General features: G+C 69.9%; 17 protein-coding genes, 1 pseudogene and 2 CRISPR repeat arrays. Of the genes and pseudogenes, 9 read left to right on the forward strand and 9 right to left on the reverse strand.

The annotated features are described in order from the left end of the window. Positions 1–162: 162 nt before the first annotated feature. Entirely contained in the window at positions 163–3,909 is a 3,747-nt protein-coding gene (locus tag IE248_RS36045; protein ID WP_190033000.1) for an ATP-binding protein, read from the forward strand. A 697-nt stretch (positions 3,910–4,606) separates the two neighbouring features. Here the strand turns inward: IE248_RS36045 and IE248_RS36050 are convergent. Beyond that, positions 4,607–5,308 carry an LbetaH domain-containing protein gene (locus tag IE248_RS36050; protein WP_190033001.1) on the reverse strand — a complete coding sequence of 234 codons (702 nt, stop codon included), beginning with the start codon at positions 5,306–5,308 and terminating at the stop codon, positions 4,607–4,609. Positions 5,309–5,394: 86 nt separating this feature from the next. Here IE248_RS36050 and IE248_RS36055 point away from each other — a divergent pair, with 86 nt between their 5' ends. After that, entirely contained in the window at positions 5,395–6,270 is an 876-nt protein-coding gene (locus IE248_RS36055; protein ID WP_190033002.1) for a glycosyltransferase family 2 protein, read from the forward strand. On the opposite strand, the gene IE248_RS36060 is transcribed toward IE248_RS36055, so the two are convergent. Continuing rightward, positions 6,267–7,361: an NAD-dependent epimerase/dehydratase family protein gene (locus tag IE248_RS36060; RefSeq protein WP_190033003.1), complete on the reverse strand. Its 1,095-nt coding sequence runs from the start codon at positions 7,359–7,361 to the stop codon at positions 6,267–6,269. The genes IE248_RS36055 and IE248_RS36060 overlap by 4 nt on opposite strands. 142 nt (positions 7,362–7,503) lie before the next feature. On the opposite strand from IE248_RS36060, the gene IE248_RS36065 reads away from it, so the two are divergent. Together IE248_RS36065 and IE248_RS36070 are read left to right on the forward strand one after the other, a co-directional pair. Further along, positions 7,504–8,865 carry an NsdA family TPR-like regulatory protein gene (locus IE248_RS36065; RefSeq protein ID WP_190033004.1) on the forward strand — a complete coding sequence of 454 codons (1,362 nt, stop codon included), beginning with the start codon at positions 7,504–7,506 and terminating at the stop codon, positions 8,863–8,865. 17 nt (positions 8,866–8,882) lie between these two features. Continuing rightward, the gene (locus tag IE248_RS36070) at positions 8,883–9,752 is read left to right on the forward strand and encodes a glycosyltransferase family 2 protein (RefSeq protein WP_190033005.1); all 870 of its coding nucleotides are present in this window, start codon (positions 8,883–8,885) and stop codon (positions 9,750–9,752) included. Positions 9,753–10,005: 253 nt separating this feature from the next. Beyond that, a CRISPR array of direct repeats spans positions 10,006–10,279; the repeat unit is 29 nt; unit sequence CTGCTCCCCGCACCCGCGGGGATGACCCC. 67 nt (positions 10,280–10,346) lie between these two features. On the opposite strand, the gene IE248_RS36075 is transcribed toward IE248_RS36070, so the two are convergent. The 6 genes and pseudogenes from IE248_RS36075 to IE248_RS38010 form a co-directional block, all read right to left on the reverse strand. Continuing rightward, positions 10,347–10,676 (reverse strand): nucleoside triphosphate pyrophosphohydrolase, encoded by a 330-nt coding sequence (locus IE248_RS36075; protein ID WP_229895782.1) that lies wholly within the window; start codon positions 10,674–10,676, stop codon positions 10,347–10,349. Positions 10,677–10,780: 104 nt separating this feature from the next. Further along, complete coding sequence (locus IE248_RS36080; RefSeq protein ID WP_190033006.1) at positions 10,781–11,149, reverse strand: hypothetical protein; 369 nt, start codon at positions 11,147–11,149, stop codon at positions 10,781–10,783. Positions 11,150–11,601: 452 nt separating this feature from the next. Beyond that, positions 11,602–11,808, reverse strand: a complete 207-nt coding sequence (locus IE248_RS36085; RefSeq protein WP_190033007.1) for a hypothetical protein — start codon at positions 11,806–11,808, stop codon at positions 11,602–11,604. Next, positions 11,805–12,209 carry a hypothetical protein gene (locus IE248_RS36090; protein WP_190033008.1) on the reverse strand — a complete coding sequence of 135 codons (405 nt, stop codon included), beginning with the start codon at positions 12,207–12,209 and terminating at the stop codon, positions 11,805–11,807. Before IE248_RS36090 ends, IE248_RS36085 begins: the two co-directional genes overlap by 4 nt. A gap of 58 nt (positions 12,210–12,267) precedes the next feature. Further along, on the reverse strand, positions 12,268–13,503 hold the full coding sequence (locus IE248_RS36095; protein WP_190033009.1) for a helix-turn-helix domain-containing protein: 1,236 nt from the start codon (positions 13,501–13,503) through the stop codon (positions 12,268–12,270). Between the two features lie 263 nt (positions 13,504–13,766). Continuing rightward, positions 13,767–14,007 (reverse strand): annotated as a pseudogene (locus IE248_RS38010) (NUDIX hydrolase); the annotation flags it as partial. A 433-nt stretch (positions 14,008–14,440) separates the two neighbouring features. On the opposite strand from IE248_RS38010, the gene IE248_RS36105 reads away from it, so the two are divergent. Beyond that, positions 14,441–15,574 carry a hypothetical protein gene (locus IE248_RS36105; protein WP_229895783.1) on the forward strand — a complete coding sequence of 378 codons (1,134 nt, stop codon included), beginning with the start codon at positions 14,441–14,443 and terminating at the stop codon, positions 15,572–15,574. A gap of 2 nt (positions 15,575–15,576) precedes the next feature. Here the strand turns inward: IE248_RS36105 and IE248_RS38015 are convergent, their stop codons facing one another. Continuing rightward, positions 15,577–15,726 (reverse strand): hypothetical protein, encoded by a 150-nt coding sequence (locus IE248_RS38015; RefSeq protein ID WP_229895784.1) that lies wholly within the window; start codon positions 15,724–15,726, stop codon positions 15,577–15,579. 1,042 nt (positions 15,727–16,768) lie between these two features. Between IE248_RS38015 and IE248_RS36115 the strand changes: the two genes are divergently transcribed. From IE248_RS36115 to IE248_RS36130, 4 genes are all read left to right on the forward strand, one after another. Further along, entirely contained in the window at positions 16,769–17,203 is a 435-nt protein-coding gene (locus tag IE248_RS36115) for a hypothetical protein (protein WP_190033010.1), read from the forward strand. A 112-nt stretch (positions 17,204–17,315) separates the two neighbouring features. Next, positions 17,316–17,782: a CRISPR direct-repeat array (repeat unit 29 nt; unit sequence CCGCTCCCCGCACCCGCGGGGATGACCCC). Positions 17,783–18,431: 649 nt separating this feature from the next. Beyond that, positions 18,432–18,977: a DUF6193 family natural product biosynthesis protein gene (locus IE248_RS36120; RefSeq protein WP_229895787.1), complete on the forward strand. Its 546-nt coding sequence runs from the start codon at positions 18,432–18,434 to the stop codon at positions 18,975–18,977. A 665-nt stretch (positions 18,978–19,642) separates the two neighbouring features. Further along, on the forward strand, positions 19,643–19,858 hold the full coding sequence (locus tag IE248_RS36125; protein ID WP_190033012.1) for a hypothetical protein: 216 nt from the start codon (positions 19,643–19,645) through the stop codon (positions 19,856–19,858). Positions 19,859–20,368: 510 nt separating this feature from the next. After that, the coding region (locus IE248_RS36130) for a helix-turn-helix domain-containing protein (protein ID WP_229895785.1) at positions 20,369–20,591 on the forward strand (223 nt) is incomplete at its 3' end.

A 20,591-nucleotide genomic window follows, 5' to 3' on the forward strand; every position in this document is an offset into this window, starting at 1 on the left:
GTCCGGCGGTCTTGCCCGCCGGGCTTCGGTCCCACAGATATGCCGTGTCCGGAGGTCTTCCGGCGAAGCCAGGACAGCTGGATCTCCGGTAAGTAGCCTGGTCAGAGGGGCAGTAGTGAATTTTCCGGAGAAGTTCCGGCAAAGTGGCGATGGGGTGGCAGGGTGGAGCAGGAAGCGGTCTTAACGGACTTCGCGCGGGAGCTGGAGGTGCTCTACAAGGCGGCGGGCGGAGGTGTCGGAGGCACGCTCCCCCTCAAGACGATCGTCAAAGATCTGAAGGAGCGGGGGTTCTGCCTTCCGGATTCCACCCTTGGTGGTTGGCGCAAAGGCGCAGCGCCCAAGGCCGGTCAGCAGGACTTGGTCTTGGCTCTGATCCGATACCTGGGGAGGAAAGCCGCGGAGCGCTCTCCGGACTACCAGGGCATCAGCCTCCAAGGGTGGGTCTCTTACCTTGAAGCCGCACAGCAGGCCAGCAAGACCCGGCAAGGCGGCAGTGGCCCCCGGTTCAACGCGACCTCCAAGGTCCGTCTCTTCGGCCATGCGGCGGAGCTGAAGCAGTACCACCAGCCGCGGGACTTCTCCGGCCGGCTCAAGGAACTGGACATAATGTCCGCGTTTGCCGCCGACCGGCGCCCTCAGGGCGACTCCTACGCGATGTGGCAGGCAGACCCGTTCTCGGGGAAGTCAGCCCTCCTGGCCTGGTTCGTGCTCCAGTACGTGCCCGCCGGTGTCGATGTCGTCCCGTACTTCATCACCCGGCGTCTGGGTACCGACCATCCGAACGTGTTCCGTACGACGATGCGCGAGCAGCTCGCCAGAGTCGTGGGCCGAGGTGCGCCTTCCCGTCTCGAAGACCTCTACGAAGCCGCCGCGCAGGCCAGCCGCGCGCTCGGCCGAACCCTGCTGCTCGTCGTCGACGGGCTTGACGCGGCCGCCGCACCGAGCGACGGCGGCTTGAGCATCGCCGCGATGCTGCCGAAGGAGCTTCCGGCGGGCATGCGCGTCGTTGTGTCCGGCAGGCGGCACCCACCCCTGCCGAGCGACGTGCCCGCCGACCACCCGCTGCGCGATCCCGCCATCGTCCGCAGGCTGACCGCCTCTCCGGAGGCGCGCGTCATCCGGGACATGCTGAAGGACGACCTGGACGCCCTGCTCAAGGATCGCGAGGTGGGTCGCCCCCTGCTTGGGCTGCTCACCGCGGCCCGGGGAGCCTTGAGCGGTGAGGACCTGGCCGAGCTCATCGGCGTGGACACCCTGCCGTACGACGTGATGGAGCTGCTCCACGGCGTCACGGGCCGCGGCATGCGCCCCGACGACAGCGACCACCTGGCCCTGCGCGGCCCCGACTGGGGCGACGACCCCGCCCTGCGTACCTACGTACTGGCGCACGACGAGCTGCCTCGCGTGGCGGAGCAGCACTTCGGCGCAGGGCTGGCCAAGTACGAGAGGATCCTGCAAGGCTGGGCGGACCGGTACGGGGAGGTGGGCTGGCCTGAGCACACGCCGAACTACCTCCTGACCGGCTACTCCCGCCTGGTGCACCACAGTGGATGCCCTGACCGGCTGGCCTCCCTCGTCTTCGACTTTCGTCGCCAGCAGCGGCAGGTGGCCGGCTTCGGGTCGGACCTCGCCCTTGCCGACATCGAGCTCGCCGCGGAGGCGGCCACCGGGGACACCGCGGACCGTCTGGCCGTCCTGGCGGCCGCGGCCGCATCGCGCTCGTTCATGCTCCAGCACACCCGGACCCTTCCGCGCGACATCCCCTGCGCGCTCGCCCGGCTCGGCGACGCACGCCGGGCCCGGGCTCTGGCGCTGGCCTCCCCGTACCCGTCGTCGAAAGCGGCGACGCTGGCCGAAGTGGCCCGCGTACTGGCCGGCATCGGCCACAAGCAGGCGAAGGAGACGGCGCGGGAAGCGGCGGCGTGGGCGAACACCACGCGTCGGCAGGCGCCGCTCCTCATCGCGGGCGATGAGGAAGCCGAGGCCGTCGTCGCCCAGGCGGCACTGGCCCTGATCGCCAGCGGGCAGGAGGAGGACGGCGTCGCGCTTCTGCGCGGAACGCGCGGGTCGAACACGGCGCGGTACGAGGCGTGGGCTCAGGCGGCCGGAATCCTGGCCCCGCGCCAACCGGCAGGGGCGGCCGACCTGCTGGACGAGCTGGAGCACCAGGCGGAGGAGCTCGCGGAGCGCGCTGCCGAAGACCCCGCGGAGGATCCCGCCACCCCGATCCAGCTCTGGGCACTCCTCGCGGCAGCCGCCCCGGACCGGCGCGAGCGCCTCCATGACCGGATGCGCGACCACGCCCGGGACCGCTGGGCCGAGTCCCAGGAACTCCGAGACCTGGACGTCCTGTCGATCGCTGCCTTCACGCTGGCCGGCTCGCGGCCCGAGGAGGCTGTGGCCTTGGCGGGACTGGCCAGGCAGCGGATCGAGTCGGTGTGCCAGAACCCAGCTTCGCTGTCGGTGGAGGACCGAGCTCACATCGAATGCGGATTCCGGCTCACTCTCGTACGGCTGGTCCGGGCACTGACCGGAACCGGGGTTTCGAGCGAGCAGGTCCGGCAACTGCTGGAGGGCGTGCCCGAGGCATTCCGGGAGGGATATGACAAATCCGACTTCGCTGACGCGGTGATGACACACGCGGAGATCGCGGAGAGTGCGGATGAGGCTGACGACTCCGAAGACCCTGTGGTGGCGCAGGCCCAGCGGCTGGCGAGGGAAGCCGTCGGCCTTGCCGAACGCGACCGCGAAGCGGAGGCCAGGCGGTGCCTGGACCAGGCCCTCACGCTGCTACCGGAGACCAACGCCAGTGCCGGGCATGCGCTGCCGTGGCTGCCCTCCCTTGCCGGCGCACTCGCGCGCTCCGGCGCCCAAGAGGACGCCGAAGTGCTCGCCGGTGCACTGGCCGGCTCCGGCAATCGGGCTCGTGCCCTGGCCGAAGTGTCGATGGCGTCAGCGGAATCAGGGCGCATGGCCGACGCGCGCAGGCTGGCCCATGAGGCGGCCCGCGCTGCGGTCGAAGGCCCGGAGGCCGGGGGAGGCGCCTGGGCCGTCGCGGCGCAGGCACTGGCCCTCGTAGGGGAGGGCGGTGCGGCGGACGACCTCATTGACCGGACGGAGCCGGCTGAGCGGGCGCGTAAGACTTCGTGGCGGCAGGAGGCAGGACGAGTCCGCGTGGTGGTCGCGGCAGAGCTCGCCGCTCACGATCCGGCGGCTGCGGCCAGGATCGTCGACGCGGCCCGGGCGCGCCTGGAAGCGACGAAGAATCTGCCGGGGCGGGCCGCCCGCCTCCTCGCGGACCTCGGTGAACTCGCGGCCGCCGCGCCCGAGACCGACGAGGCGTGCCGGGCTCGGCTCCGCCAGGCCATCGCAAGCGCGCGTACCGAAGCGCCAGCGGTCCCTCAGGAGTGGCAGCCCGCGACCGTCCTCGTGGACGCGGTGCTGCGCATCGGAGACGGTGAGGATGTCGCCACCTGGCTGAACTGGCTCGAGCGCGAGTCGCGGGTCGCGCGTACGGGACAGGTCCCCATGGCCGGCCTCGCCGTCCTCTACGCGTTGCTCGGCGAGACCGACGAGGCGGAGCGGACGGCGGGGCGCGTCGAGGACCCGGAAGACCGCGCAGAGGCGTTCGCCGCCGTGGCTGGGCATCTGGGCCGGGTACCGGCACGCTTGACGCCCGCCAGGTACCCCGAAGGTCCTGCCCCGTTCACCCAGACGCTCCGGGTCCTGGCACTGGCGGCCTCCCCGGACGTCGACGGGACCGTGGCGGCAACCGCTACGTTCCTAGGCAAGGCCGTGAGCGGCCCGGGCTGGCACACCGCCCTGCCGGTGCTGGCGCAGCTGGCCCCGGAGGCGGTCGCCCAGATCCGCGACATCACGTTCGCGCACTTGGGAATTGACAGCGCCTGAGGCGTTGGGGAGGCCGGGTCACGCCGCATCCGCACAAGGACAGCCCTGGCGGCAGCCGTGCCGCTGGGGCTGGGTGTGGGGGCGCTGCACAGCAACCCTGCGGTCGCGGCCTGATTGCTCAACGGAGGCGAAGCGGCCTGAAGCAACGTGCTGGTCGCATAGAGTCCATGGCCGGACAGCAAGCCTGTTTCCCGCGACTGCGGGGATGCCCCCGTCAACGCACCCTGGCAGATGGCCGAAGTCCTCTGCTCCCCCGCGCCTGCGGGGATGACCCCCACCAGCCGGTGCGCTTGGCGTTCTTCAAGACCTGCTCCCCGCACCTGCGGGGATGACCCCCTGATGCTGCTGGCGGGCGCGCTCGGCGGGCTCTGCTCCCCGCACCCGCGGGGATGACCCCGTGGTGGCTCCTCGGCGGGGGCGGGCGGTGGTCTGCTCCCCGCACCCGCGGGGATGACCCCGCCCTCACGTTGCGCAGCAGGTTCGGGTGGTACTGCCCCCCGCGCCCGCGGGGATGACCCCTGCCGACCGTTCTTGATCTTGCTCCGGGAAGGGGTCGCTTTCTATGACAGTCGCCCAGCGTCTATCCATAGACCCTGCTCGGTCCAAGAGGACACCGCTGTTGTCCTTCGCCCGCTCATGCCGGGACGCCCTGCGCTGTCCCGGCAGCCCGCAGAGGAGTCAGGTGACCAGCAGCGGATCAGCGTGCAAAGGTGCTGCGGCGACGGCGAATGCTGGCATCCGTGGCGTGCGGGGCGGTGACGGTGCAGTCCTTCGGAACGGTTCGGATGGCCAGGGTCACACCGCTGGTGATCTGGCAGCGGCGGCCGATGGTGACGCCGGGACCGATGCTGATGTTGTTGCCGGTCTGGGTGTCGTCGCCGATGAGGGCCCCGAACTGTGTGGTCCCGCACCGGTAGAGGCCGGTCATGGTGCGGATGATCACTTCCCGATCGGGTGTACGCATGTCCGTGGTCGTGTTGATCGCGGCCACGGTGACGCCGGCGGAGAGGTGGGCTCGGGCTCCGAGGATCGTGCGGTTGACGCCGATCCGGTGTCCGAGGACGGCTTCTTCGCCGACGAACGTGGCGGTGACTTCGCAGTTGAAGCCGACCTGGGCGCCGGCGCACAAGACGCTGCCCTTTCTCACGGTGCTGAACTCATGGACTTTGACGCCTGGGCCGATGATCACGTCGTCGCCGATGATCGCTGTGGGGTGGATAAACGCGGAGGGGTGGATGCGCTGATCCTCCCCCAGCATGACCAGGGCCTCGCGCTGGAGCCCCTTCCACTGATCCAGGAACGCGGCCAGCTCGAACGTCTCCAGTGCGCCGTACGCGGTCGTGGCGATGGCGCCTTCGGTGGGGGCGGTGACGTAGTCGCCGAGATTGATCCGTTCCATTGCGCTGCCTCTCGTATGGTCCGGGGCCGGGTTCGACGGGGGTACGCTCGCCGTTCACTTGGCCCCGGAAGGAAGTGGTGGTGGTCGTGACCCGGCCGCGTGTGGGTGTCGCCGTTCTGACGATGGGCGACCGGATGCCCGAGCTGTTTGCCTTGCTGGCCTCGGTGGCCAAGCAGGACGAGGCGGCGGCCCGGGTCGTGGTGGTCGGCAACGGGACGTCCCTGCCGGGTTTGCCCGAGTGGGTGACCGTGGTGGAGCTGGAGGAAAACCTGGGGGTGTCCGGCGGCCGGAACGTCGCCTGGCGCCGCCTGAGAGACTTCGGGGACGTGGACGTCCTGGTGGATCTGGACGACGACGGGCTGCTGATCGAGGCGGATGTGTTCCGGCGGATCTCCGACCTCTACGCGGCTGACGACCGGCTGGGCATCGTCTCGTTCCGGATCGCGGACGAAACCGGTGAGACGCAGCGGCGGCACGTGCCCCGCCTGCGGGCGGGTGACCCGATGCGGCGCGGCCTGGTGACGACGTTTCTGGGCGGCGGGCACGCCCTGTCTATGCCGATGCTGGAGGAGACCGGTCCCTGGCCGGACGCCTTCTTCTTCACACACGAGGAGACCGACCTGGCCTGGCGGGCGGTCGACCGCGGTTGGGACATCCTGTACGAGCCGCAGCTGGTGCTCCAGCATCCGCGGACGTCCCCGGCCCGTCACGCGGTCTACTACCGCATGACGGCCCGCAACCGGGTCTGGCTGGCCAAGCGGCACCTGCCCGCCCCGTTGGTGCCGGTCTACCTCGGCGTGTGGGTGGCGCTGACCGTGGCTCGCACCCGGTCCTTGGCGGGGCTACGGGCCTGGCTCGGAGGGTTCGCCGAGGGCGTCCGGACGTCCGGCGGCCCCCGGCGCCCGATGCGCTGGCGGACGGTCTGGCGACTGGCCCGGCTGGGCCGGCCCCCGGTCATCTAAGCCGCGGTGGGCTCTCGCCGGAGCCAGTCCGGGGCGGCGGCCGGGGTGTTCTGGAGCCACTTCACGTAGCGCGCCACCCCCTCGGTGATGGTGACCTTCGGCTTCCAGCCCAGGATGTTCTCCATCCGGCGGGTGGCCGCGTACCCGCCGAGCGGGTCACCGGCCGGCAGTGGCGTCTCCAGGAGCGGCGTGTTCGGGTAGTGGGCCTGGACCAGCTGGGCGACCTTGCGCACGCTGGTGGGGACGCCGGTGCCGATGTTCACGGTCTCGGTGTGGGCGCGGGGGCTGACCAGGGCCCGCAAGGTGCCCTCGGCGATGTCGTCCACGTGGACCATGTCCCTCACCTGCCGGCCACCGCCGTTGAGGTGCAGCGGGAGACCGAGGTGGGCCCGCGCGGCGAACCAGGCCACGACCCAGGAGTGGGAGCCCTGCTTGATGGTCTGCGGTTCGCCGTAGACGGAGAAGTAGCGGACGATCGCGTACGAGGTGCCGACCTGGCCGAGGACGAGTGCGGCCTGCTCCTCGCCCCACGCCTTCGTGTTGCCGTAGACGGACTTGGGGCGCATGCGGGTGAACTCGTGGAACTGGGGCGGGATGCGCCCGTGCACGGATTCCAGGAGCTGGCGCATGGTCAGGAGTTCGGGGCTGTCGGTCTCCTCCGGGTTGCCGTCGCCGTAGACGCTGGCGGAGGAGACGAACACCATGCGGCGGACGCGGTCCGCCGCGGCGACGGCGTCCAGGACGTTCTGGGTTCCGGCCACGTTGGTGTCGATGGCGGCCAGTGGTTCGCGAGTGCAGGCGGCGACATCCGCGAGGGCGGCGGCGTGGATCACGTAGTCCGAGTCCGCGACCAGCTTGCGCACCAGCGTGGTGTCCCGGATGTCGCCCAGGACCACGTCCGGATCCTCAGCGTGCACGCCGAACAGGTCGGCGTACACGTACTCGGGGTAGGCGTTCATGGTGCACAGGGCGACCGGGCGGGCGCCGAGGTCCCTCAGCCGGGCGGTGAGGCGGGAGCCGATGAGTCCGGCGCCGCCGGTCACCAGGACGGTGGCGCCGGCCAGGGCGCTGAGGTTCGAGTGGTGGTGCACGATGCCTCCAGAAGCAGCGTTCGGGTGGAACCTGAGAGGCGGCCGGCCTTGCAATCAGTGAAGCAGCGGTCACTGTGCGCGGGTACCGTGGACGAGGCAGCATCCCGTTCAATCTGTTCAAGATCGGCTCAGGGAGTGCGAGTTGACGGAGAGGCGAAATCCGAACACCGCACTGGCGGACGCCATCGCCGAGGCCGGGTGCACGTACGAGGCCCTGGCCAGGGAGATCCGTACCGTTGCCGCCGAGGCCGGGGAAGAACTGCGCACCTCCCGCTCGGCCGTCCACTCCTGGGTCACAGGCGGTACCCCAAGCGGTCAGACCCGCTCGTACATCGCCGAGGCCCTCACCAGAAGGATGAAGCGGAAGGTCACGCCTGCCGAGATCGGTCTAGGCTGCGCAGGCATCGGGGAGGCCCTGGGGGCCGATCCGTTGGCCAGCGCCACCGACCTCGGGAGATTCGTGATGCTCCGTCGCAGGGACTTCCTCAACTCCGCCTTCGCGACGGCCGCCGTCGGTCTGCCACTCGCCTACGACCACGAAGCCGTTGCCTGCACCCTGCGAGCCGCCGAACGCGGCGGCAGCGTCGGCGCCGAGGAGGTCGCCACCGTCGCGCACCTCACCGAGACCTTCCGGAGCGCGGACGACCGGCTGGGCGGCGGCCACGGGCTGACGACGGTGACCGCCTACCTCACGGACACGGTAGTCCCCATGCTGGAGGGACGATTCCCGTCCGAGGCGGTACGCCGAAGCGCCTTCGGAGCGGCGGCCACGCTGGCGTGCCTGGTCGGCTGGAAGCACCACGACCTCGGCCGGGAAGGTGCGGCCCAGCGCTACTACCTGCTCGGCTTCCAGCTGGCTTGCGAGTCCGACCCTGCCGGGCACGGTGCGTGGATGATGCGTGCCCTGACCCACCAGGCCCTTGACCTCGGCCACCCCAACTCGTGCATCGGCCTGGCAGAGGAAGCACTGCGGCGGGCATCGGGCAAGGTCGACCGGCAGACCGAGGCACTCCTGCTGGTCACACGCGCCAGGGCGTACGGAGCCGGCGGACAGGGCGAGAAGGCGGCGGCCTCGCTGCTGTCGGCCGAAGACGCGATGCTGGCCGGGGACGATCAGGTGCCCTCGTACGCCGCGGCTTCCGGGCCCGTCTCGGCCACGGTCGCCTCGCACACCGCCAAGACCCTGACCGAGATGAAGGACCACCAGGCGGCCGAGAAGCACTACCGCGCGGCCCTCAGGGGGCGGGTGCCGGGCACGTACCAGCGCGTGCACGGCCTCACCATGGTCAACCTCGGCAAGTCGGTCGCCGCCCAGCACCGGCACGAAGAGGCCGTGGCCCTGTGGGCCCGCTCCCTGGACTTCATGGACGGCGTGGCCTCCGACCGGAACCGGAAGGAAATCAGGTCGATCCAGTCCACAGCGGCCGGCTACCGACGGCGCAGGGTCCCCGGGGCCGAAGCCCTGAACCAGCGCGCTGCCGAGCTGCTGCGGACCCACGCGTGAACGGCGACCGTACCGACATGCCTACGGTCGGCGTCGTGATCCTCACCATGGGAGACCGGGAGAAGGAACTCCAGGCCCTCCTCACGTCGGTGGCGGCACAGGAAGGAGCCCCTGCAACGGTCGTCGTGCTCGGTCAGGGGGTAAGCCTGCCGGACCTCCGCGACGGGGTCGCGGCCGTCGAACTGCCGGAGAACCTGGGCATCCCCGGGGGCCGGAACGCAGGAGTCCAGTGGCTGCGCGAACACGGCGGCGTTGATGTCGTGCTGGTTCTTGACGACGACGGCCTGCTGCCCCAGACCGACACCCTGCGACTGGTCAGGGAGGCATTCACCGCGAACCCCCGCCTGGGAGTTGTGGGCTTCCGCATCGCGGACGAAGCAGGAACCTCCCAGCGCAGACACGTTCCCCGCCTCGCCGGCGCCGACCCGCTCGTCTCCGGACCGGTCACGACCTTCCTGGGCGGCGCCCACGCCATCCGTATGCGCGTCATCGACGAAGTCGGCGAGTTCCCCGCCCAGTTCTTCTACGCCCACGAGGAGACCGACTTCGCCTGGCGCGCGCTCGACGCCGGCTGGCAGATCGACTACCGGGCGGACCTGGTACTGACCCATCCCCGAACCGCGGCGTCCCGCCACGCGGTCTATTACCGGAACACCGGACGCAACCGAGTCTGGCTGGCGAAGCGGAACCTACCCGCCGTGCTGGTCCCGGTGTACCTCGGCTCATGGGCGGCGTACACCTTTGTCCAGCGGCCCCCGCTGGCAGGGCTGAAGTCGTGGTGGGCCGGGTTCTTCGAGGGCGTGCGGACAGCGTGCCCGCCGCGCCACCCCATACGGTGGCGGACGGTGTGGCGCATGACTCGACTAGGCCGGCCGCCGGTGATCTAGCACCTCTACTGCTGCTCGCGCACGTTGCCCGGGACGCTTCAGCGCTCCGGGTAACGTCCGGGTTCGGCCGCGCCGAGGTACTGAAGTGCAGTGACCGCGTTGCTCCACCTCCGCCGAGCCGCCAAGGCTGGAGCAAGGCATCGAAGCGCCGCCGCTTCGGAAGCAGATAGATCCGATTGATACCCTATGGTCGGAATCTCGGGAAGTGGTTCAAAGCGAGCCGGATCCCGTAGAAACGCGCAGGTCACGAAGACTGCTCCCCGCACCCGCGGGGATGACCCCAGCATCCTGGCCGGGCTGACGCTCATCCGTGAGCTGCTCCCCGCACCCGCGGGGATGACCCCGGCTCAAGACGTCCTCCCGAGTCAAGGCGTCTCTGCTCCCCGCACCCGCGGGGATGACCCCCGTCGTCACGCAGTACCGCGACAGTCAGACCGCTGCTCCCCGCACCCGCGGGGATGACCCCGAGATTTACCGCTTCCCGAGCCACAGCCGAGACTGCTCCCCGCACCCGCGGGGATGACCCCGCGGCCTCCAGGTAGTCGTGCTGGTTAAGCGCCAGATGTAGAGGTGTTGCGGGGTCTGCACCGCAGGTCAGCGGTTGCCGGTCCAGACGATGCGCTCCGCGAATCCGCCCCGCTGCTCGGCCTTGGACGCCCGGATCTTCTCCAGCTGAGCCGGATCGACGCCGAGGTCGGCCGCGAGGGCGAAGGCGACCTCGAGGACGTCCGCGAGCTCTTCGGGGGCGTCGGTCTCGTCCGCCTCCATGTACTCCGCGACTTCTTCCTCGAGCTTCCCGCGGAGGCGCTGCCGGTACTCGGCCGGATCGGCCACGTAGACCTCCGGCTCGGCTCCGTCCGCGCGGATGATCTGAGGAATCCGGTCCCGTACCAGCTTGCCGTGGAGCACGTACTTCTCCTGCACCAGATCGCCATGGGCCGGCCAGACGGCCGGGCCCTCATGTTGTTCGAGCCTAGAGATGGGGCCTCAACTGGCGCCATCAGAACCAGAAACCCCACCCGCAGCGGCTAGCCGATCGCGCCGGGGAAGCGCTCCAGCAGCCTCGCGATGTCGGAGCGGAGGTTGCATTCGGGGGCATCGACCTCCTCCTGCTGCATGGCCCCCTCCCGGGAGAGGGTGCGCACGGCGATGGTGACCTCGCCGAGGCCCTCGCGCGGGCCGTCCCGCCGGCTCATCTCCGCCCATTGCCGGAGCGTGATCGGATCGTCCTGCCACAGCCGCAGGTACTCGTGCTTGAAGGCGCACGGGCGGCCGCCGTGGGGCTCTTGGAGGCCCGAGTGCGTGCCGGGCACGCCGGCGCTGAGGTGGCTGAGACCGGCGCGGATGTTCTGCTCCTCCACCAGGCCGTACGCGAAGAACGTGCGGCCGGTGGGCACCCATAGGCGGACACCCGCGACGAGATACGGGCCGCGCGGCCCCGAGCGAGCGTGGCCAGGCAGCCACCCCGGCCAGGTGGTCAGTGTTCGGGCTTCCGGTCCGGCCCGCGGTCCGGACCGGAACGTGGGCCGGGGTGCGCGCAGTCGCCGGCGGGTCAGCTCGTCGGCAGAGTGGGTTTCGCTTTCCCGCATGATCCGTTCACTGGGGTTTGATGGCGACGGCGACGCCGGCGTACGCCGCAGAGACGTAGTCGGGGACGGCGGCGAACGGGTGGTTCCTCTGGTGCCGGCCGGTGGGGAACCGGGCCTCCGTAGAGGTCGCCCCAGTCCCCGAAGAGGCTGGAGCCGGACTGCCGGTCCCGGGGCCGGAAGGCGATCCCCGCCTCGCCGTACATGGCTTGGACCCGCTCGACCCACGTGGTAAATGGCTGCGGTCGGTCATCGGGGGTCGGTCATCGGGGGTCGGCCTCGCGCAGGGTCTGGTGGTCGGGGACGATCCACTCCCTGCCGCCGCCCTCGGGGCGCAGGAAGACAGCCTTGGGGATGATCCGCCTGGTAGCGGGGTCCTCCCACTCGCCGATGAACTGGATGACTCCCTCGCGGTCTTCGGGGTCCAGGACGCGGGCGCCCTCGTGGAGCCAGCCGGGCAGCCTGCTCATGGCGCACCGTCCGCGCCGGCGTTCCGGAGGAGTCGCTGCATGCCGCGCTCGGCGCGGGCCCGCAGGGAGGGGCTGGGGCCGGGGCCGGCGAAGGGGTCTTCCCAGGGGGCGTACTCGGGCTCCTGCTGCACGGTGCTGCCGGGGATCCGGCTGGGGAGCGGGGCGGGAGCGTCCTCCGGGGGCATGAGGTTGTCGAAGGCGGCGTTCCAGCCCTCTTCGCCCCCGCCCTCGGGGCACAGGCGGTAGACCGTCGTCCCTGTTTCCCCGGGGACGTCTATGACCACGCCCGTGCGGGAGGCGGCGGTGTCGAACGCGAGGTCGCCGCGCAGGGGCCAGCGGGGGTCAGGATCGTCCGCCTGCTGTCGTACGCGGTCATGGTCAGTGCGACGCGTAGAGGTCATGTAGCGGACCGTATGCAACCCGCTGCGCACGAATATGAATCCGCGGAATGTCCCCAGATCAGTCCAGCGAAAAGCGTCCGGTCATGCCGCGCAGGCGCTGGCGGGTGGCGACCCGCTCGGCGTAGACGATCTTCCGCAGCGTGGCCCGCGCGACGGGGTGGTTGCGGACGAGCTGTGGGGCGATGCGCTCGGCGGTCTCCAGCTCGGTCAGGGCCTGGTCGCGGTTGCCGTCCCAGAGCCACGCGCGGGCGAGGTCCATGTGGTGGTGTCCGAGACGGGAGTTCGGCAGGACCGCGATGTGCGCGGGGTCCGCCTCGCGGTTGAGCCGCAGCGCCTTCGTCTGGTCACTCATCTCCAAGGCGGCGCTGACGCTGTGGATGATCACGTTGCCGAGACTGAACGTGACCGAGTGCCGGTCATGGATCTCCGGCCCGACGTAGGCGTTGACCCGCTCCCCGGCTGTCCGGGCCAGAGCGAGACGCTCATCCGAACCGGCGGCGTTCCCACCCCGCGCGCACGAGATCGCGGACCGCAGGTGCAGGGCGCCCCACATCCGCAGGGCGAGGGGGTCACCGGCTTCGTACTCCGCCTCGATGCCGGCGAGGGCCTTGTCCCCGAGCGCGAGCGCGTCGTCCCAGTCGGCGGATGCCCAGGTGTCCCACATGCGCATCCACAGCGCCATCGCGGGCATCACAGGGTCACCGGAGAGCTGCGCCGACCACGTCGCCCGCTCGCAGGCCATGGCCACCAGCTCGGGATGTCCGAGGGCATGGGCAGCGGTGTGGGCGAACTTGCAGGCCACGGCGTAGATCGCGTACGCCTCTTCGCGCTCGTGGCCCGTGGACACCTCGGCGAGGGCGCGGGCTTCGCGCAACAGGTCCGGCAGCTCGGAGAGCACGGCGCCGTTCGCCGCCGCGTCGCGCAGGCGCAGCAGGCGCTTCATGTCGTGCCAGAGCACTTCGGGCGGGCGCGGGGTTCCGTCGAAGACCGGGGCCAGGTCGTAGCGGCGCAACTCCCGCAGGATGGAAGCCGCGGAGACCTGCCACTTCGTCTCGGCGCCACCGCCCGTGTACGGGCGCTCGATCAGGGTGTTCGGGTGGCAGTGCAGGGCGGCGGCCACGGCGTTGATGAGTCCGGCCCGGTCCAGCTCGATCCGGCCCTTCTCCAGCTTGGACACCCATCCCTGAGTCCGCCCGAGCGCGGCAGCGAGATCGGCCTGGGTCATCCCGACGGAGAGCCTTTGCCGCCGGACCTGCTGCCCGATCCGCTCCTGCTCCTCGATGTACCCGCTCACATCCACCACCCCGATCAGCGACAGCTTCTGACGGGACGGTACCGCCGGGAGCAGGCTGGCGGAGTCCTTCGGCCAAGGGATCTCAGGATGCAGAAAGCCCCGGTCCGAGCGCGTGGACGGGGGGCCATTCAGGTGTGCTCCCACCCTGGCCTGGGCAGACGGCGGGACGAAAGTAGTAATGCCCTGGAATGACGAAGGTCCCCGTCGGCCCCGAGTCTTCCCGCACGACCATGGTCCTCGAAGGTCGGCGTTCGTACCCTCGTCACCGCGCACGCCGTGTATGACATCAGCCGACCGGTGATGGGGTGGACGCGCTCACCGGGCAGCGTCACCGCGGTTACATCCAGGCCGGTCTCCTCCTTCGTCTCCCGTACAGCGGCAGCTTGCCCCCTCTCACCAGCCTCGGCCTTGCCTGCCGGGAACTGCCAGGAGAGTCGTCCCTCCGCCACACGGCGTCGCACCAGCAACACCCGCCCCCTTGTGGACGACGACGGCAGCGGCGACGGGTTGCTGCTGGACTTCGTCCGCAGAGAGAACTGGTCGCTGCTAGCGACGGCTGAAGTGGCCGATCCGGCGGTCGACCCTCTCGGCACGGCGCCGGGCTCTGACCCTGAGGACGGCGTGGATCTGAGTCGCCGCCCCGTCGATGTCTCCTCGGCCCAGCCGAGCCATGGCCAGGTTGGCAGGCCGCCATTCGATCGATCACCGCTGCCGGGATGTCCCGCTCAAGCCACCACTGGCTGTGCCCCTCGACGGGGCGGACCTCGACCTTGACGCCATGCGCGGCGACAAAAGATCTCGCTCGTCGGGTCAGGCCGTCGGGCACATCGTTAATGAGGTGAAGTTTCGCCCGAGGGACGCTACCCAGTAGCCATGGGCAGAGCATGCTCACAACCTCCTGGTGTGCGCAGCCGTACCGCTCACTACGCTGGCAGGCGTGAACGCTCCCTCGACCCCACGACTGACCCTGGACGCCGCCCGTGCCCTTCAGGGCATGCTCCGAACCGAGATCGGACCGGGACTCACCGAGCGAGAACTCGACGCGGTCGAGACACGGTTCGGCTTCACCTTCGCGACCGACCACCGCGTCTTCCTCTCCGCCGGCCTCCCGCACGGCTCGTCGAGGTGGCCCGACTGGCGCAACGGCGACCCCGAGGACCTGGCCGGGCGACTGGCGTGGCCGGTGGAGGGCGTGCTCTTCGACGTGGAGCACAACGGGTTCTGGCATCCCGCCTGGCCGTCAAGGCCGGCGGAGACATCGGAGGCACTGCGCGTCGCGAGGACCGAGCTGGAGAGCGTGCCGCAGCTGGTCCCGGTCTACGGGCACCGCTACCTGCCCGGCACAGCGGGCGAGCAGGGGCACCCCGTCCTGTCCGTCTACCAGACCGACATCATCCTGTACGGGAACGACCTTGCCGACTACATCCACCACGAATTCGCCGGCCGATCGAGCAACCTCCTCACCCGCACGACCGTCGACTTCTGGTCGTACTTCGTCGAGGGCGGACCAGGCATCGACGTCACCTTGCCCACGCCCTTCACGCCGTACGCCACGAGCGCAGAGGAGGCCGTCGACTGCCTCCGGATGCTGGACCTGGAGCGCCTGATCGGCCGCCGGCCCCACCCGGCGCAGCTCATCGAGGCCGGCCTCACGGCCCTGGTCCTCGACGTCGAGACGGAGTCCCTCCCCCTCCTCGCCGGTCTGTCACGCTCCGAGCACGAGCAGGCCGACGCCCTTTTCGACCAGGTGCTGGACGAACTCGGCCTGCTCCAGGACCGCCCGGCCGACGCCACCGACCTCCCGTGGGAAGCGGCCCGCTGGGAACTCGTCCGCTGGTGGCTCCAGCTGATCGTGAACGGCAGCCTGGACGCCGGCGCCGGCGGCGACCTGATCACGTATGAAGGGTGGGGCGCACTGGCCCGGCCGCAGTCGCTCAGACCCCTGGTCGACATGACCGACGCCTACAACGACTGGGCAGCAACCCGACGCGACGACCGAGAACCCCTGGCGGAAGAGATCCTCAAGGAGGCAGGACGCCTGCTCGCCGGACCCTGGCCCCCACTGGGCTGATCTCACCGGCGGCAGACGAGGATGCCGCCAAGGCAAGTGATCTCGTACGCGCCATTGCGGGCGATGCCGTCGGCGACGAGGCTGCGGGCCTGGTCTATGGTCGCGTCGAAGGGCACGTCGTGCTGGTCTGCCCAGGCGCGGTACGAGGCCATGTGGGCGATGACGGGCTCGGGGTCGCGGACCGTGATGGTCCCGGCAGTTCGGCGACCTCCACCCGTCTGAACTCCTCGCCGAGGAAGGCTGGGGCCTTCTCCAAGGAGACTCCGAGGCGGAGCCCTTGAGCGCGCGGGGGCACGGGCCGGCTATGGGCCGATGCCACTCGGGAGGCCAACAGACATCCAGTGGAATACGGCATTCAGGTGGTATGAGTCATGTGCGCGTATCTCTGGAAGTGGTTCAGAACAAGGCGCAACTGGCTTAAAGTGACAGGTCATTGAGACTGCTCCCCGCGCAAGCGGGGATGGCCCCGCCTCGGCAAACATCGGCGTCGACGGTGTCCACTGCTCCCCGCGCAAGCGGGGATGGCCCCACTGGCTCCTCGGCACCAACGAGGAAGTCCCCCTGCTCCCCGCGCACGCGGGGATGACCCCGCCGGCACGTCGGGAAGGTCGCCGAGATGGCGCTGCTCCCCGCCGCCCGCGTCGTCAAGACGCGGAGGGTATCTGTACCGCTGAGGTCGGTCGAAAGGCAGATCGTGGATCCGACGATGGGGCCGGCAGTGCAAGTGGTGCCCGCGGTGATCGACGCCCCGGCACGGTTGACGTGCGGGGTGCCTCTCAAGCAACGAGAGGCGGAGTGTGACGGCGTGCAGAGTGGACCGTCGGCTGTCGGCTGTCGGCTGTCGGTTGTGGCTATCAACGAGAACAAAGTGATCGCGGGGCCGGCCGGGCCGGTATTGCCGCGTCGGTCCACCATCAGGCGGGGCCGACCAGCGTTACGAGGAGCTGCCGGTCAGCGTGTCGCACTCCACGACCACGTTCACCGTCTTTCTCAGTCATGTGTCAGGGGCACCTCAATGAGTCCCTGACCGCGTATGGCAAGGTATGCCGACGACTCGCGCCGGCCGGGCTCCGCGCGGGACCCCGGCCGCTGTGTTCGGGCACCGGGACCCTGCGGCGCAAGGGGAGCCGGACAGCCGCCAGCCGTACGGGACTGTCTCGTACGGTTCACGCCCGACCTTTCAGGAGTGCGTACGTGAACGGCAAGCGCCGCCGGCTTCTTTTGGCCGCCATCGACCCCATGCTCGAGCCCGGGGAGCAGGTTGAGGTGACGACCATCGTGAACCTGAGGTCCGTCACCGTGCGCCGGACGGCAGCGTTCGCGGCAGCCTCGGCCATCCTGAGCGGCGGTGGAATGGCCGTGGTCCCGGTGCCGACCCCCATGTACCTGGCGATGACCGACCAGCGCATCTTCATTTTCCGAGCAAACCCGACGTTCGCCCGGCCGGAAGAACACCTGATGACGATCCCGCGCGCCGGTCTCGTCCGCTCGGAGATCAAGGAGCGGGTGCTCAACTCGTCCTTCATGATCTCCTCGGCTGACAGTGAGCAAGGCCTGAAAATCATCTTCCCGCTGGTAAGCCGCAAGGAGCGGCACGTGATAGCGGCCGCCTTGCCTCTGGCCAACTGACGGCCCAGGACAGGGCGGGAGCGCAGGCAGAACCGATTGATACCCTATGTCGGAATTTCGGGAAGTGGTTCAAAGTGAGCTGGATCCCGTAGAAACGCGCAGGTCACGAAGACCGCTCCCCGCACCCGCGGGGATGACCCCAGCAGATGGACGCCGCCCGCGATCGCAACCGACCGCTCCCCGCACCCGCGGGGATGACCCCGGTACGTACGACTCGACCTCGGCCACGGCCGGGCCGGTGTTCGCCGCTCCCCGCACCCGCGGGGATGACCCCTTTCGCGAGCCAGCCCGTCAGCGTTACAGGCCCCGCTCCCCGCACCCGCGGGGATGACCCCGCCCCGCCAGGCATGCTAGTTGCGGTGACCTGCCGCTCCCCGCACCCGCGGGGATGACCCCTCCATGGGCTGGTTGAGGGCCCACTCGGCGCACCGCTCCCCGCACCCGCGGGGATGACCCCAGGGTGGTCGGCTCGGTGGTGCAGCGGTGTTCCCGCTCCCCGCACCCGCGGGGATGACCCCCACAACGCCTACAAGGTCGAGGTCCACGAGCGCTGCTCCCCGCACCCGCGGGGATGACCCCCAGGGGCCGAACCAGTGGCCGGGACGAGGTGTTCTGCTTGTCGGTCGACTGCTGGTCGGTCGACACTCTCTCGTAGACCAGGTTGGCCATGCCACTCCCGTCTTGGGTGGTCGCATTCGACCCTAGCTGCCAGCAAACCCTGTCATCATCCGCCATCGGATCTGAGTGGATCGGCGGCGCCGCCGGGCCATGAAGAGTCCGGGTTCATTGGACGTCCGCCGCACCTGTCGTCATTCGATCGTTTGCCGATAGGAGGCCGCGGTTGATCCACCTGCCCGCCGTCAACCGGGTAGGCGGCGGGAGGTGCCGGCCGGGTGACCGGTGGGAGACTTTCGACCGTGTCTGGCCGCGCCAGTTCTTTGGGTGGTTGATGCAGCGCTCAAGGTGTTGCGCGGCAAGTCGGTCAACGGCACGACCGGAGCAACGATCCCATGATCGGAAAATGAGGGTCATCGGGCCGGGGTGATTCGGCGACACTGTTGCGATGAACTTCGGGGTGCGGCTTGGCGAGGGTGGCTGGGGCGGTGACGGGGCCCTCCGGGCTGCGCTAGGGCGTACGGCCGAGAGGCTCGGGCTTGATCTGCCCGAGTCGGACGGGAAATGGGGTCGCCTCGCAGAGTACGTCGACGCGAAGAGCGGTCGGCGCGTGATGGTGTACCCGCCCGGCGAGGAGCGTCGGACTCTCCAGGTGAACCTCCAGGACAACGGCACACGCCTGGCCTCTGGGTGGACCGCAGACCTGGCCGAAGTGGTCAGGGCGACAGCGGCGTGGACGGGCGGCGCAGGCCTCGAGGAGACCAGGGCGCGCGCCCCGTTCATCCGCTTCAGGCCCTGGGCCCTCGTCCACGAGCGGGAGCCGTTCGCTGTGGTCGAGTTGGCGTGGCGCGCCAAGCTCGACCGCATCCACATGCCGCCGTACGACCGGCACCCGCGCCCCCATGCGGTGCTGGCGTCGGCGTACGCCCAGCCGGTGCTCCGCCAGCTGATGCCGGTCAACAGTCACTTCAACCTCTGGTTCTCCACCAGCGTCGTGGAGTTCTGGAAGACGCGGGTCGGGTACGGCATCTGCCCGTGCGACGAGGGGCTGTACGGGGTGCGGAACCACGGCGAGCTGGTCGCGCACACCGAGACGCCGGAGGAAGCCGTCGCTTTCGTGGTGGCCGCCCTCCCGGAGGGGCTCGGGCCGGCGAGCTGAGGCTGGAGGACCGGCAGAACGCGGGGCTCTTGGCAGCACAGGAAGTCGAAAACACCGCCCTGACATGGTGAGGGCAAGATCCGTAAGACACGCCTCAGGGCGGTGTCCCGTGGATCACTGACAAGCTCGCCGTGCAATGTCCCGCGGCACTTCAGGTCGCGGCGATCTCCCTCTGGGCACCATCCCGGTGGGCAGGTGGGGCGACTTCCGGGTCTTCGCCGGTCCAGCCGAGGAGGGGCGCGGCTACATCTTCGACCAGCACTGATGTCGCTGGAGAGCGATACCGCGCAGGGGGGCATGACCCTGACCTGGGTACGGCACCGCAGGTCGGCCGGTGGGCTTGCCGGCCGGGTGCCGTTCACCTGCCGGTGGCCCCGCACAGCATCCACGAGGTCACCGTGCCCGTGGCGCTCCGCGTCGCGGTGATCCTCGACATCCGGTCATCACCGCGGGCGACGAGGTCCCAACCGGGAATCGCAGGACCGCCCGCCCTTCGTGCAACTGCTCGCCTGGCTCTGCGGCAGCGCCTGCAGAGCCGACAACGAGTGCGTCGCCGCTCCTGACCGACACCACTGAGGCCACGTCCTGGACGCGCCGAACCATGTCGAGTACCCAGGCAGGCGGGTGCGCATGATCGTGCCGCTCTTCAGAGGGCCGCTCGGAGCGTGGCTCGGCAGGGTTCGACGGCCACCGCGATCCTGTTCACCCCCAGCCAGTTCGGGCGGGCGGCTTCTCCTGCAGACCCGACGCGCTCCCTGGTCCAGGACTGGTTCCCCGACCTGGTCGCGGCCGCCGAACAGCTGCCGGACGGCCTCTCGTATGGGCCGAAGGCGGCTACACCGGTTCCCTCGTCGGCTGGTGCTGGGATCAACTCGCCCTGACCTTGGAGACGGTTCTATGCGTCGAGCGTGTGGTGTGCGGCGGTGGCGGACGCGTCCTTGAAGCGCTGCGCGTGGTGGGTGCCGCCGCTCGGGTTGGGCTTCACTACGACGAACTGCCCCTGACAGGGGGCGTGGTGTAGCCGCCGGGGGAACTCACCGGTGAGTCACCACTACTGCTGTCACCTGGTCGTGATCCCGGTAGGGGCGCCGTGGTGATCGGTTCGGTGACGTGCACCCTGTTGTGTCGGGCATGACCTTGCCCGAAACGCTAAACGGGCCCCGCCACGAGTGGCGGGGCCCGCGAGTCCTCGACCCAGGCCTGGTCCGCCTGGGCGGGGAAGAGCACCTAGTCGCAAGAACTGGAGGTGTGCTGAATGATGAGCGTACGCGGAATCCCCCTGGGCGCGCCGCATCATGCCCCTCGCACCGCACCGTTGGCGGTGTGTTGTGGGGCTTGAACCCATTCTGTGGGCTCTGCATGACAGTCCCGTGGCCAGTACGACTGATCGGATGTTGCTGGCCGGCCTGGCGGAGAAAGCGGACTCCGACGGCTGCAACGCGTTCCCCTCACGCCGCACTCTGGCCAGGATCGCCCTCTGCGACGTCAAGACGGTCCAGCGGCGCCTGGCCGCCCTCGTGGAGCAGGGTGTGATCGCGCTGGGGGACCAGGACACCGCCCGGTACATTCCCAAGCAGGCCCGCCCCAAGGTGTACGACCTGCAGATCCCGGCAA

Source organism: Streptomyces goshikiensis, from assembly GCF_014650555.1.
Taxonomy (GTDB): Bacteria; Actinomycetota; Actinomycetes; order Streptomycetales; family Streptomycetaceae; genus Streptomyces; species Streptomyces goshikiensis.

Bases quoted from the DNA above. Each gene is read 5' to 3' on its own strand.
- IE248_RS36050 (WP_190033001.1), bottom strand. From the start codon at position 5,308: ATGGAACGGATCAATCTCGGCGACTACGTCACCGCCCCCACCGAAGGC.
- IE248_RS36070 (WP_190033005.1), top strand. From the start codon at position 8,883: ATGCCTACGGTCGGCGTCGTGATCCTCACCATGGGAGACCGGGAGAAG.
- IE248_RS36085 (WP_190033007.1), bottom strand. From the start codon at position 11,808: ATGAGCAGGCTGCCCGGCTGGCTCCACGAGGGCGCCCGCGTCCTGGAC.
- IE248_RS36090 (WP_190033008.1), bottom strand. From the start codon at position 12,209: ATGACCTCTACGCGTCGCACTGACCATGACCGCGTACGACAGCAGGCG.
- IE248_RS38015 (WP_229895784.1), bottom strand. From the start codon at position 15,726: ATGGCCTCGTACCGCGCCTGGGCAGACCAGCACGACGTGCCCTTCGAC.
- IE248_RS36120 (WP_229895787.1), top strand. From the start codon at position 18,432: ATGGTGTACCCGCCCGGCGAGGAGCGTCGGACTCTCCAGGTGAACCTC.